General features: G+C 63.0%; 14 protein-coding genes. 2 read left to right on the top strand and 12 right to left on the bottom strand.

Going from position 1 to position 13044, the window contains the following annotated elements; genetic code table 11:
* Window position 1: 1 nt before the first annotated feature.
* The 8 genes from GKIL_RS19495 to miaB form a co-directional block, all read right to left on the bottom strand.
* Complete coding sequence (locus GKIL_RS19495) at window positions 2–1069, bottom strand: polysaccharide biosynthesis/export family protein (protein ID WP_023175577.1); 1068 nt, start codon at window positions 1067–1069, stop codon at window positions 2–4.
* Window positions 1070–1087: 18 nt separating this feature from the next.
* Window positions 1088–1975, bottom strand: coding sequence for an EAL domain-containing protein (locus tag GKIL_RS19490; RefSeq protein ID WP_187293844.1), 888 nt, complete (start codon window positions 1973–1975; stop codon window positions 1088–1090).
* 29 nt (window positions 1976–2004) lie between these two features.
* Window positions 2005–2937, bottom strand: coding sequence for a nucleotidyltransferase family protein (locus GKIL_RS19485; RefSeq protein WP_023175575.1), 933 nt, complete (start codon window positions 2935–2937; stop codon window positions 2005–2007).
* Window positions 2934–3431 carry a glycosyltransferase gene (locus GKIL_RS19480; protein WP_023175573.1) on the bottom strand — a complete coding sequence of 166 codons (498 nt, stop codon included), beginning with the start codon at window positions 3429–3431 and terminating at the stop codon, window positions 2934–2936. Before GKIL_RS19480 ends, GKIL_RS19485 begins: the two co-directional genes overlap by 4 nt.
* Window positions 3428–3877, bottom strand: coding sequence for a PssD/Cps14F family polysaccharide biosynthesis glycosyltransferase (gene pssD, locus GKIL_RS19475; protein WP_023175572.1), 450 nt, complete (start codon window positions 3875–3877; stop codon window positions 3428–3430). The genes GKIL_RS19480 and pssD overlap by 4 nt, the downstream gene beginning before the upstream one ends.
* A 4-nt stretch (window positions 3878–3881) precedes the next feature.
* The gene (locus GKIL_RS19470) at window positions 3882–4742 is read right to left on the bottom strand and encodes a sugar transferase (protein ID WP_023175571.1); all 861 of its coding nucleotides are present in this window, start codon (window positions 4740–4742) and stop codon (window positions 3882–3884) included.
* Between the two features lie 239 nt (window positions 4743–4981).
* On the bottom strand, window positions 4982–5593 hold the full coding sequence (nadD, locus tag GKIL_RS19465; RefSeq protein WP_023175570.1) for a nicotinate (nicotinamide) nucleotide adenylyltransferase: 612 nt from the start codon (window positions 5591–5593) through the stop codon (window positions 4982–4984).
* A 5-nt stretch (window positions 5594–5598) separates the two neighbouring features.
* Complete coding sequence (gene miaB / locus GKIL_RS19460) at window positions 5599–6921, bottom strand: tRNA (N6-isopentenyl adenosine(37)-C2)-methylthiotransferase MiaB (RefSeq protein WP_023175568.1); 1323 nt, start codon at window positions 6919–6921, stop codon at window positions 5599–5601.
* A 97-nt stretch (window positions 6922–7018) separates the two neighbouring features.
* On the opposite strand from miaB, the gene fabF reads away from it, so the two are divergent.
* Window positions 7019–8266, top strand: a complete 1248-nt coding sequence (gene fabF, locus GKIL_RS19455; RefSeq protein WP_023175567.1) for a beta-ketoacyl-ACP synthase II — start codon at window positions 7019–7021, stop codon at window positions 8264–8266.
* Window positions 8267–8345: 79 nt separating this feature from the next.
* On the top strand, window positions 8346–9011 hold the full coding sequence (locus GKIL_RS19450; protein WP_023175566.1) for an SOS response-associated peptidase: 666 nt from the start codon (window positions 8346–8348) through the stop codon (window positions 9009–9011).
* Window positions 9012–9158: 147 nt separating this feature from the next.
* On the opposite strand, the gene GKIL_RS19445 is transcribed toward GKIL_RS19450, so the two are convergent.
* From GKIL_RS19445 to GKIL_RS19430, 4 genes are all read right to left on the bottom strand, one after another.
* Window positions 9159–10325, bottom strand: a complete 1167-nt coding sequence (locus GKIL_RS19445; protein WP_023175564.1) for an FAD-dependent oxidoreductase — start codon at window positions 10323–10325, stop codon at window positions 9159–9161.
* Between the two features lie 54 nt (window positions 10326–10379).
* Window positions 10380–11369: a zinc-dependent alcohol dehydrogenase family protein gene (locus GKIL_RS19440; protein WP_023175563.1), complete on the bottom strand. Its 990-nt coding sequence runs from the start codon at window positions 11367–11369 to the stop codon at window positions 10380–10382.
* A 76-nt stretch (window positions 11370–11445) separates the two neighbouring features.
* Window positions 11446–12600, bottom strand: coding sequence for a glycosyltransferase (locus tag GKIL_RS19435; RefSeq protein WP_023175562.1), 1155 nt, complete (start codon window positions 12598–12600; stop codon window positions 11446–11448).
* Between the two features lie 15 nt (window positions 12601–12615).
* On the bottom strand, window positions 12616–13020 hold the full coding sequence (locus GKIL_RS19430) for an NIL domain-containing protein (RefSeq protein ID WP_023175561.1): 405 nt from the start codon (window positions 13018–13020) through the stop codon (window positions 12616–12618).
* Between the last annotated feature and the right edge of the window lie 24 nt (window positions 13021–13044).

Below are 13044 nucleotides of genomic sequence, written 5' to 3'. Positions count from 1 at the left end.
TTCACCGGAGGATACGAGCGGGACCAAAAAGCAGGCTGAACGGATTGAGGATGTCGCCCACCAGCTGGAAGATACTGCGGGTGTTGGTCACCCCCGAGTCGTAGCAGGCGACGCCGTCGCCGGGCATGAGCAGGGGGTTGTTGGTGTCATCGGAGTGGCGGATGAGCTGTTCGATGGATCGATCGAGGGTTTTGGTCTCACCGGTTTCGCGGCTGGTGCGCACCAGCACGGCGTAGCGATCGGCGTTGGTGGTCTGGGTGCCGCCCAGGCAGTTGGCGGCGATCACCGCCTGCGAAAAACGCGAGCCGTAGGCAAATTCGCGCACGTCGCGATCGACGTGGGAGCTGGCGTTGTTGGTGGCAGGCTGGGTGAGGTTCGACAAGAACACCATGATCCCCGGCGGTGTAATCTGCGAGGGGCGGACCAGGCTGGCTTGAAAGGTCGCGACCGCCGGTACGACGATCCGATCGCCCGCCTGCAGCGGCACATCCTCGATCGCTCCGTCGGTGAGCACGCCGCTTAGATCGACGGTTTTTTCGACCCCGGCGCGGATCAACCGGATATGGGCCAGGTCAGCGTTCGGTCTGACACCACCGGCAGCCCGCAGGGCGGCTGCCAGGTTGCGCTCGAGGGTGGCGTCGCCGGGCAGATCCGCCGCCTCGTCCTCGCGCCCTTCTTTGACGGGTCGGGGATTGATCAGCACCCGACCGGGGTTGAAGGTCGCCCCTTCGACCTCGACGTTGATCGGAGCCCAGGCGAGCACCTGCAGGTTGGTGCGGGCAAACGCTTTTTGAAAGTAGCCCTCCTCCACCAGGGTCTCAGAGACGCGCCGGGCGGCGGCCTCCGGCTCCAGCCCCGCTACCGGCAAGCGGCCAAGGTGGGGCAGATCGAGCGCGCCGCCCCCGTCTACCTCGTAGCTGCCGCTGAAGCCTTCGCCTTCGGGCAGGACCAGCCGGACTTTGTCGCCGGGCGAGAGCGGCATCGCCCCGAGCGGGGCCGTGGCCGCCAGCAGCAGGACAGCGACCAGGGCGGCTGGGGTACGCTGTTTTTTGACACGGTTGCAGTTCATCTTTGCTTCCTTAGAGACTCAGGACAGATTGGGCCAGAACCACCGCAGCAGCACCAGCGGCAGTTCCCACAGGTGAAAATCCTCGAAGAGGTTGATATTGAGGGCACTTTTGAACAGGTAAAGGGCTGCCAGCGCCAGCAGCACCCGCGCCGGATAGCGCAGAGCGGCGGTGGCGGTGGCGGTGGTAGCGGCGTCGGGGCGCTTCAGGTGGTAGCCCTGCAGGTAATCCACCTTGAGCTGTCGCAACAGGCCCAGCGTCTCGGCATCTTCTACCGATTCGGCGAGAGTCCGCTTGCCGCAGGCATGGACGACGCTGTTCATCGCCTGCACCAGCGTCCGGTAGAGCGGTTCGGCTTTGAGGCTGCGGATAAAGCGGCCATCGATCTTGACGACATCGACGGGCAGATCCCGCAGGTACTCGCAGGCGGTGAGGTTAAAGCCAAAGTCGTCGAGGGCAATGGGACAGCCAAATTTTTTGAGCACCGCGATCCAGGTGCGGGCGGCATCGAGGTCGGCGAGGACGTCCTTTTCTTTGAGTTCAAAACCCAACCGTTCCGGCGCAATAGCGGCTCCTCCCAGCCGCTCGATCACAAGTCCGGCAAAACCCGGATCCGCCAGACTCTCGCCTGAGAGGTTGACCGAGAGGCAGAGCCTGTCTTCTTGCTGTAAAAAAGCGATCGCCTTTTCGATCACCCGCAGGTCCAGTTCGCGCATCAGTCCGGCCTGCTCGGCCAGGGGCAAAAAGCGACCGGGCAGGAGCACCCCGCCGTCGCCGTCGCGCAAGCGCAGGAGGGCTTCGTTGTGGACGACCGCCCCGGTAGCAGCGCGGTAGACCGGCTGAAACCACAGCTCGAAGCGATCTTCAAGGAGTGCCTGCTGGATTACGGCACAGTTAGGGATATTCACAGTTTGATCGAGCACGGGTCCGGGTGGTCCTACGAGATGTAGCGCAGCGCCTGACGGCGATCGACCGGCACCGTCTGGGTGCGCTGGCGGCGATCGAGGCGCAGGCTGAACTGGGGAGCGAGCACCGACAGGCCGATGCTTGCGCCGGCTTCGACGTGGGTCTCGGGCCAGACGATGCAGTTGGTGAGGGTGGCTCCGGCTTCGATTAGGGCACCGGCACCGACGACGGTGCGCTGGAGGGTAGCGCTCGGGTGGACGCACGCCTCGGGATGGACGAGGCTGTTGCCGCCCAGACGCCGCAGTTGCAAAAATAGATAGTTTTCCCCCGTGCCCACGTCCTGCCAGTCGCCCGGTAGCGCCCAGGCGTTGAGGGGCACCCCCTGGGCCAGAAGGTGCGGAAAGGCTTCGCCGCCTAAATCCTGCCAGTGGCTGTTCCAGTGGCGCAGCACCTCGGGCTCGAAGACGTAGATGCCGGTGCTGATCGTGTTGGAGGCGGGCAGTTCCGGTTTTTCTTGAAACGCCTCGATGCGACCGTCGGGAGCGCTCACGATCACCCCAAAGCGGCGCGGATCATCGACGGTGGTGGTGGCGATCGTCACCAGGGCTCCGCTGGCGCGGTGGTTTGCGAGCAGTTGCTCCACCGGGTAGTCGGCGAGCACATCGGCGCAGGCGACGATCGTCGTCTCATCGAAGTAGTCCCGCTCCTGCCAGACCGTGCGCGCCGAACCGAGCGGTTGCGCTTCGAGGCTGTAGCTCGTTCGCGGCACCGAATTGACGTAGGCGGTGAGGGGAGCGGCGAGGTAGCTGATGTTGAAGCGGACGTGAGCGGCGTGCTCCAGGAGTTGCTGGTGCTGGTAATGCACCAGCGGCTGGTTGAGAAAGGGTACCAGGGGCTTGGGCAGCCACTGGGTCATCGGTCGCAGGCGGCTACCGGTCCCGGCGGCCAACAAGTAGGCTTTCATCGGTTCGTCGCTCCTCTTGAAGGTGTCTGCTGTGCGAAGTGCTCCGTCAGACAACGAAGCAGGGACTGGCTCGATAGCGCAGCGGTCGCCACCGGCACCGGTCTGTTGACAAAGCGGCCAATGTCGTTGGGAATCCAGGCCACCGGCACCCCAACCCGATCGAGCACCCGCGCCAGCTCCCACTGGTGATCGTCGAGGTGCTCCCCCAGACCGCAGCGGCGCGGCACCAGCACAAAGGGCCGGTTGGCCGTACTCAGCTGCAAAAAAGACCCCTCGCCGCAGTGGCTGATCACCAACCGCGCCTGCTGCACACAGCGATCAAATTCAGGCTGGCTCAGTAGCGAAAAGGTCTGGGCACCGGGCACCCTGTCGGTGCAGGCACCGGATTGGACGATCACCTCCTCGCGGATGTCGCCTCTTTCGATCGCCCGCGCTACCCAGTGGAGCAGGCGATTGAAGGGAAACTGTTCGGTGCCGACGGTGACGAAGATCATAAAAAAGGGGCTCCGGTGTAGATCGTTTTGGGGTACTGCTTTTGCAGTTCGGGCCACTGGACGTAGACTTCGCTGAAGGGCAGCACCAGCCGGGCGGACATGCTCAGCGACTCGGTGCGGGTGATCGATTCGACGAAGGCGACGCGGCAGCGGCGCAACCTGCCCAGAAGCAAGAAGGGCACGGCCACCCCCGCCCCGGTGGTGAGCACCAGATCGGGCTTTTCGGTGATGAGGACTGTTACCGCCAGCACCAGATTGCGCACCAGATTGATCAAATTGCGGTTGGTCGGGCTGAAGGCCCAGTAGACGCGCTCCCCCGCCAGCACTCCGGCAGTCGCCGCAGAACGAAAAGTGACCCAGCTGCGCTCGTGGGCCTGCCAGAACGGTTGCAGCCGCAGCATCGCAGCAAAGTGCCCCCCGGAAGAGCAGACCAGCAGAACTTTCATCGCCCTAGAGCCTCCCCCGCCGAAACAGAGCGCAGTAGAGCGTCTTGAAGACAATCGCCAGATCCCGCCGGACACTCCAGCTTTGCTGGTACTCGCTGTCAAGCTGCAGTACCTGATCGAAACTCTGGGCGTGGCGGCTGCCACTCACCTGCCATAGACCGGTGATCCCCGGCTTGACCAGCAATCGCTGCCACTGCGTTTCTGAGTAGTGCTTGACCTCGTCGAGGGTGGGCGGTCGCGTGCCCACCAGGCTCATCTGGCCTAAAAGCACGTTCCAAAATTGGGGCAACTCGTCGAGGTTCAATTTGCGCAGCACCCGGCCAACGCCCGTGATGCGCGGATCGGCGGCTGGGCTAAAAAAGATGCTGCTCCCGGCTACGGTGAGCTTTCTTGCCTCCGCATCCGGCACCATCGAACGAAATTTCCAGATTGTAAACTGCCGTCCGCGCAGGCCCATGCGCGGTTGGGCAAAAAAGATCGGTCCTCTGTCTTCGAGGTAGATGGCGAGGGCAATCGCCGGTAACAGACAGGCGGTGAGGCTCAAGCCGACCGCCGCTCCTACCAGATCGATCGTGCGCTTGCCCAGGCTGCGCGCCGAGGGGTGGGTCCGGGCTCGAAACAACCACTTCTCGTTTTGCAAGTACTGCCGATCGACCGCCGCCACGAGCTGGCTGCGGGTGATCAGCCCCCACTCGACAAAAATTTCACCGAGCAACCGCCATTTTTGAAAGTGCTCGGCCTCTTCTTTTTGATAGTCGAGGGCGCAGTGCAACTGATACTCGTTGACCAGGCCCATCTCGACGAGCACTTTGCCGAGAACCGCAAATTTGGGCGTAGCTGCGACTTGCTGAGAAAGGGTCTGCATAAGGTCTCTACTGCATAAAGGACATACTGGCAGTATCGGCGTTGGCAACCAAATCAAAAACTGCCTTTCGGACAGAGCTTGATTTTTATGTCACTATCCATCCGGATATCCAGGTGGTTAGTCAGCCTTTACTGAGCCGGTTTGCTCCTCTGGCCACATTCACAAATTATCCGGAATCCTGCTATGCAATATGAAGGCTTCTTGAAGAAGTTGACCCGACAGCTCCGCCGCTACCTTCGCTAACGGGGGTGCGCCGTATAGAGGTGGTGCCGGTGGATGTAGGCGGCGACCGCTCCCGGTACCAGATCGTCGATCGCAAGTCCCTGAGCTATCCGCTCGCGCACCCCGGTCGAGGAGATGGCGCACCAAAAATGGGCGAGGGGCGAAAATTGCGCCCGGTAACGCTCCCGTAACTCCACAAGCTGACCCTCAAGGCGGGAGTTGTTCTGGCGGGCGGCGACCAGCCAGTGGCAGCGCCCGATCAGCTCAGAGGCGCGCTGCCAGCCCGGCAGATCTATGAGGCTGTCCTCGCCCAGGAGCCAGTACCAGCAGGTCTCGGGGTAGGCGCGGTCCAATAGTTCCAGAGTGTCGATCGCGTAGGCCGGGCCAGGCCGATGGGCGTCGATGGGCGACAGCTCCATGCCCGCCTCGGAGGCGATAGCGAGGCGGACCATCTCCAGGCGGTCGTCGATCGTGGCGTTGCCCAGCAGGGGCTTGTGGGGCGGCTGTCCCGCCGGTACCCACAGCAGGCGATCGAGGTCGAATTGCTTACAGGCGGCGCGGGCCATCGCCAGATGCCCCCGGTGGACCGGATTGAAGGTGCCGCCGAAGATACAGAGCTTGCCGCCCATCGGCCTCAGACCAGTTGGCCGCTGAGGGAAAAGGCCCGCGCCTCGTCGATGCGGACGTCTACGAGCTGGCCGCGCAATGCGTCGATGGCACCTTTGCAATAGACCAGGCGGTTGGTGCGGGTGCGGCCCACCACCTGCTCAGGGTCGCGGGGGCTGGCCTGTTCGATGAGCACCTGTTCTTTGCGCCCCAGGTAGCGCTGGGAGCGCGATTGGGCAACTGCGGCCACCAGCCGGTTGACGCGCTGGAGGCGGTCCTGTTTGGTGTCGTCGTCGAGCTGGCCGGACCAGCGGGCGGCGGCGGTGCCGGGGCGGGGCGAGTAGGCGGCGGTATTGAGCGCATCGAAGCCGATCGCCTCGACCAGATCGAGGGTGCCCAGAAACTGCTCCTCGCTCTCGCCGGGAAAACCGACGATGAGGTCGGCGCTGATGGCGGCATCGGGCATCTGCTCGCGAATCTTGTCGATGATCGCCCGGTAGCTCTGGTGGGTGTAGCCGCGTGCCATCCGCCGCAGCACTTCGTTGTCGCCCGACTGAAACGGAATATGAAAGTGCTCGCAGACTTTTGGTAGCTCGGCACAGGTGGCGATCAGCTCGTCGCTGAAGTAGCGGGGGTGGGAGGTGGCAAAGCGGATGCGCTCGATACCGGGCGCGCTGTGGATCGAGCGCAGCAGGGCGGCCAGGTTGGTACCGATGTCGCGACCGTAGGCGTCGATATTCTGGCCGAGCAGCGTCACTTCCTTGTAGCCCTGCTCGCCCAACTGCCAGATCTCCTGGCAGATTGCCTCCGGGGTGCGCGACTGCTCGCGCCCGCGCACGCTGGGCACGATGCAGTAGGTGCAGCCCTCGTTGCAGCCGTAGATGATGTTGACCCAGGCGGTGACGGCGCTGTCGCGGCGGGGCTTGGTGATGTCCTCAAAGATTTCGATGGGTTCGGTGGCCACCACCTGCTCGCCCTCGGCCACCCGCTCCAGCAGATCCGCGAGGCGGTTGACGTGCTGCGGCCCCATCACCAGATCCAGCTCCGGCACCCGCCGCAGCAGCCGCTCGCCCTCCTGCTGGGCGACACAACCGGCCAGTACCAGCGTGATCTCAGGATTGCGCCGCTTGCGCCTGACCTGCTGGCCCAGATACGAATAGACCTTCTGCTCGGCGTTGTCGCGGATCGTGCAGGTATTGAACAGTACCAGATCGGCGCTGTCAGTTTCTTCGACAATTCGATAGCCAAGGTGGCAGAGGGCACCGGCCATCCGCTCCGAATCGGCCTTGTTCATCTGGCAGCCGAAGGTGACAAGACAGGCCGTTTTGGGCCGGGTGGAAGTTGAGGGCATAGAGTTGGGGACGATTATTCGAACATTCCGATTCCAGGCTACTCCTTTGAAGGCTGTTATCGTTGGAAAGATAAGCTTGCGAGGAGAGAGCACCCCGATGGAAAAGAAGCGGGTGGTGGTGAGCGGGGTCGGGGCGGTGACGCCCATCGGCAATACGGCGGCGGACTACTGGCAGGGTTTGGTGACGGGCCGCTCAGGCATCGACCGGATTAGCCTCTTCGACTCCTCTCGGCACAGCGTTCAGATCGCCGCCGAGGTCAAAAATTTCGATCCGCTCCTGTACCTGACGCCCAAAGAAGTGAAGCGGACCGTGCGCTTCTCGCAGATGGCGATCGCCGCCAGCAAGCAGGCGATTGCCGACGCCAACTTTACGATCGATGAACTCAACAGCGAGCAGGTCGGCGTGATCATCGGCACCGGCACCGGCGGCATGGACTGGCTCGAACTGCAAGATGGCATCCTGCGCGAACAGGGACCGGGGCGGGTCTCGCCTTTTATGGTGCCGCTTTTTATTCCAAACATGGCCGCCGGTCTCACCGCTATCCAACTGGGGGCCAAAGGACCCAACTCCTGCACCGTGACCGCCTGCGCCTCCGGCTCAAACGCGATCGGCGACGCCTTTCGGCTCATCCAGTACGGTGAGGCCCAGGCAATGATCTGCGGCGGCACCGAAGCGGCGATCACCCCCCTGGTGGTGGCCGGTTTTGCCACCGCCCGCGCCATGTCCACCCGCAACGACGATCCGGCTCACGCAAGTCGGCCCTTCGACAGCGAGCGCGACGGCTTTGTAATTGGCGAAGGAGCGGGCATTCTCCTGCTCGAAGAACTCCAGTGTGCCCTGGCGCGGGGGGCACGCATCTACGCAGAGATCGTCGGCTACGGCATGACCTGCGACGCCTACCACATGACTTCGCCGACTCCGGCAGGCGAGGGTGCCGCCCGCGCCATTCGCCTCGCCCTCAAGGACGCGAGTGTATTTCCCGAGCAGGTGAGCTACATCAACGCCCACGGCACGAGCACCCCCCTCAACGACTCCACCGAGACCCAGGCGATCAAGAGCGCCCTGGGTGAGGAGGCGGCCCGCCGCACCGCCATCAGCTCCACCAAGTCGATGACCGGCCATCTTCTGGGCGGTTCCGGCGGCATCGAGGCGATCGCGACGGCCCTCGCCATCTACCACGACACCGCACCGCCCACGATCAACCTCCAAAACCCCGATCCGACCTGCGACCTCGACTACGTGCCCAATCAGGCCCGCTCGATGCCGGTCGAGGTGGCACTTTCCAATTCCTTCGGCTTCGGCGGCCACAACGTCACCCTCGTCCTGCGCAAGTTCCGCCCTTAAGTCGGGCAGATTGTCTTTGCACACCGCTCAAGCCAGTAGTGGCGGTGGACAGCAGTCCACGAACTGATAAAATAGAGCCATGTGCGGTCGTTTTGCGCTTTATTCTTCTGCCGAGGAGCTTGCCGAGGCGTTTGCCCTCAGCGAGTTGCCGCCGGTTGCAGCTCGCTACAATATCGCTCCAACGCAGCCGGTAGTGGCGATCCGCAGCGATGCCTCCGGTGAGCGCCGGGCTGTGTTTCTGCGGTGGGGTCTTATTCCTGCCTGGGCCAAAGATCCGACGATCGGCAATCGGCTCATCAACGCCAGGGCCGAAACGATTGCCGAAAAGCCTGCCTTTCGCTCTGCCTTCAAGTATCGTCGCTGCTTGATCCCGGCCAGCGGCTTTTACGAGTGGCAACGGACAGGCAATAAAAAGCAGCCTTTTTATATTCACCCTCATGGCGACAGACCCTTTGCCTTTGCCGGGTTGTGGGAACACTGGCAGGAGCCGGGAGGCAGCGAACTGGAGACCTGCACGATCTTGACCACGGCTGCCAACCAGCAGACAAAAGCGATCCACGACCGGATGCCTGTGATTTTAGAATCGCAAAGCTACGAGCTATGGCTGGATACGAGCGTTCAGAAGCCCCAGGTGTTGCTACCTTTGCTGGTGCCGTATTCTGCAGGGCAAATAGAGATATACCCGGTGAGTACCGCTGTCAACAATCCCGCCAACGACGGTCCGCTGTGTCTGCAGCGCGCCTGATGAGAGGGCAGCCCGCCGGCAGCAGGGCAATTTCGCTTGCAAGGGATTTTGTGGACCGCCGGGCCAAACACCTATCGTCTTTGCACCAGTCAAGCATAGAGGCAGGCTATGTCTGCGCCAAGCGCTGCGGCAAGGGCTGCCAGATTCTCAAAGGCGTCCAGATTCCGGGTGTGCCGCACCTTTAGGCTGAAACAGCCCTGCACGGCAATCTGGCAATCTTTCATGCATCTGGGCAAAGATTTGGGCATGGGCACCCACGATCCGGGTGCGGGCCGGCTCGTTCACCTCGGGCGAACCGACGCCGCGCTCGAAGGTGCCGCCCAGCAGGATGCCGTCGCGGCGCGGAAACATGTAGAGTGCATCCGGTGCGAGGGTCAGGTAGTCGATCTCCGGTTGGGGCAGCAGCACCGAGAGCTGGCCTTTGATCGGTATCAATTCGTCGTCTACAAAGAGGGACTTAGCCCCGAGGCCGGTACAGTTGACGATCGTCGCTTCCTCCAGGGCAAGTATCTGCTTGCGGTCGGCGAATCGCTGCACCCGCACTGTCCCACCGCGCAACAGAAAGTCGCGCAGCACGGCGTTGAGGTAGACGGGCGGCTCGATGAGCATCGTCATAAAGCGGGTGACGTAGCGGGCGGCAAAAGCATGGTCTCCCGGCTGTAGCGAGACAATATCGGGATAGAGGGAGACAATCCCCTCGCGGCGCACGTAGTCGATAAAGCTCCGATCCGGCTGCTCGCCCAGGTAATAGTTCTCGATCCAGCGCACGCCGTAGTGATCGCCCACTAGATTTTGAAAGTAGCGGTAGCTCAGCTGGGAAGCGAGAACAAACTGCTCACTGAAAGCTGGGGAAATCTTTTCAGGCTCGAAGACGCTGACGGGCGACCACTGGGCTCCGGCGATGTTGGAGGTTGTCTGGGGAGGCAACTCGGCAGCGTAGATCGTGACGGCAAAGCCCCGGTCCTGTAGCAGGCGGGCGGTGGCAAGGCCGACTGCGCCGCAACCCAGGACGGCGTAGCGGTCCCTGCCGGTAGCTGCTGCCAGATCGGTTGCCAGTTGGGCTGTTCCCCAACTTAGAGAGACCCCGCCGCCGCCGTGGCCGTAGTTATGAACGATCACCTTGTCGCCGTAGACCTCTGAGCGGAGGACAAAGCCGGTCGGGCGGTAGGGCCTGAGGCCGACGACGGTGCGGACGATCCGCTCGAAGGAGACCTGGACTCTCGCGAGCGGGCGGGATCGGGTGGACTGGGCAGCGGCCCGGTTGTTCGTCGCTGCGATCAAAGTTGCTGCCCCCAGCAGCCTGCGTCTTTTCATAGGACGGGTCTTTCGATGGCGTCATCCACAGCGTTCAGCCGTGCGATCAAAGTTTCAAGGAACAGCGACGACGACCTTGCCCGTCGCCCTGCCGCTTTCAAGATAACTGTGGGCGAGAGCGATCTCAGCGAGTGAGAAGCGCTGAGCGTCGATGAGGGGCCGCAATTTGCCCGCGTCCACCAGGGCGGCTACCTGGGTGAGAATCTCGCCGTGGTGCTGCCGGTTGAGGTTGTGGATCATCTGGATGAGCATAAAGACGGCGTGGAGGGTGAGCCCTTTGGCGTGCATGGGACTTAGATCGTGGCTGCGGTTGGTCGAGATCGAGACGACTGTGCCGTTGAGGCGGGCCGCCGCAAACGAGCGATCGAGGTTGTCGCCGCCGATGGTGTCAAAGACAACATCGAAGCCCCGGCCACCGGTGTGCTGGGCGACGTACTCCTCGACGCTCTGCTCGCGGTAGTTGATCGCGACATCGGCTCCGAGGCTCCTCGCGATCTCCGCTTTTGCGAGGGAGGAGATCGTGGTAAAGACTTTTGCGCCCCTCCAGCGGGCCAGTTGCACGCCGATGTGCCCGACACCGCCGGTACCGGCGTGAATGAGCACATTCTGTCCCGGTGCGATCTGGGCGCGATCGAAGAGGGCTTCCCAGGCGGTGATCGTCACCAGAGGCAGCGCCGCTGCCTCTTGAAAGCCCAGAGATTCAGGTTTGAGGGCGAGCAGCGCCGGATCGGTGAGCAGGTACTGGGCAAGGGTGCCGCCCAGTCCTTTGACGCCACCGGCACAGCCGTACACTTCATCGCCCGGCTTGAAAGCGCTCACCCCTGAACCGACCGCTTCGATCACTCCGGCTACGTCCATGCCCAGCACAGCCGGTAGGGCTGGGGCAAAGGGCGGCCCGTAGCGGCGGATCTTGTAGTCGGCGGGGTTGACGCTTGTGGCCCGGACGCGCACCAGGACAGAACCCGGCCCTGGTTCTGGCTTTGGCCATTGCTGCAGCTTGAATTGTTCCGGACCGCCGAACTGTTCGATTGCCTGCACCAACATCGTTCTTGCTCCTCGCAGCAGATTAAGAGATGGGATAGGAGTCTGTCGAGCCAGGTATCAGGGTAGCCTGTCCAACCTATAGCCGTGGGAGACGGGGACTGGGGGCGAGGGCGTCGAGCAGCGCAGCGACGGATTGCGCGATCGTAAAGCGCCGGGCAAAGCATTCTCTGGCCCGCGAACGCATCTGCTCCCGTTGTTCGAGGGAGAGGCCAAGCCAGCCTTCGAGCAGTTGTGTGGCCCCCGCGAGCGTGTCGGCGGCTACCAGGGCCGCTCCGTCTTCTTTTACCTCCTGCCAGATATTCACCTTATCGGTGATCAGGACCGGCAGGCCAGAGGCGAGGGCTTCGACGATGCTGAGGCCAAAATTTTCCTGGTGCGAAGGGAGAACAAAGATCTCAGCGGCGGCCAGAGCCGCCCACTTGAGGGGTCCGGCGAGTGGACCGCACCAGTGGACGCGGGAGGCGATCTCCAGGCGCACAGCGAGCTGCCGGAGACTATCCTGCCAGCCCAGCGGGTCCGGTCCAGCGATCACCAGCTGCAAAGCCTCGTCGGTTTTGGCGACGCGGGCAAAGGCTTCGATGAGCAGGTCGCAGCCTTTTTTAGGATGGAGGCGGCCCAGAAAAAGCACCAGCCGCCCGCCCTGCAGGTGGGGAAAGTGGCGATAAAAAAGGGCAGGACCGGCGGCTTCGGCCCGAATGCCCAGAGAAACGATCGCCGTCTGGCAGCGGTAGGGCCAGAACGATTCGGCAGCGAGGTCTTCTTCCTGCTTGCAGGTAAAGAGCACCGCCTGGGCATCGCGCAGGACCCTGTACTCGCCCCAGGGCCAGTAGAGCTGCTTTTTGAGGCGCTTGAGCGGGTAGGCGCGGTTGAAGTACGGGTCGAGCATCCCGTGGACGAACAGGCTGTAGGGGGTGGACGTGCCGCGCAGAGCGAGCCAGGTGCCGAGGCTCGTAAACTGCCAGAGGCCATTGACGAGCACGTGGTCGTAGCGGTGGCGGTGGGCGCGTAGCCAGGGCACGAGGCGCGGCGTGTAACCGTAGCCGGTGTGGCCGGGACCGAGGGCGTTAACAGAAAGCGGAAAATCCTTGAGCCAGGGAGCTGTGGGCGCGTCCAGGCAGAGCACCTCGACAGAATGACCGCGCTCGACAAGAGCGCTGCCCAGCTGGCGGATCACCTCGATCGGGCCACCCCCGGCGGGATGGGCGGAGTGGATTATCTGGAGAATTTTCACCGCGCTGCCGGGCCGTTAGAGGTTGGTGGAGATCGCCGCCGTCGGGCAGACCGGGATGCACTGCTCGCAGACGATGCAGCGCGAACGGCGAAACTGCAGCAAAAAAGTCTCGCTCTGGAGGGTGAGGGCTGCGGTCGGGCAAACGCCGGTACACAGGCCACAGTGGACGCACAGCGCCTCGTCGATGACGATCTCGCCCCCCATCAGCGAAACATCGATGCCCTGATCGCGCATCCAGTGGACCGCTGCTTCGATCTGATCGATGTCGCCCGAGAGTTCGACTGCCAGTTTGCCCACCTCGTCGGGGGCGACGTGGGCGCGCAGGATGTTGCTTGCGATGTTGTAGTCCTTGGCAAGCCGATAGGTGACCGGCATATGGACGACGGCGGGCGGAAAGGTCAAAATGACGCGCTTTCGCATTGGTTACACTCAAGGCAGCAAAGG

It is taken from the genome of Gloeobacter kilaueensis JS1 (assembly GCF_000484535.1).
Classification (GTDB): domain Bacteria; phylum Cyanobacteriota; class Cyanobacteriia; order Gloeobacterales; family Gloeobacteraceae; genus Gloeobacter; species Gloeobacter kilaueensis.
The sequence above is the reverse complement of the archived record's forward strand: the minus strand, read 5'-3'. Positions and strand labels throughout refer to the sequence as shown.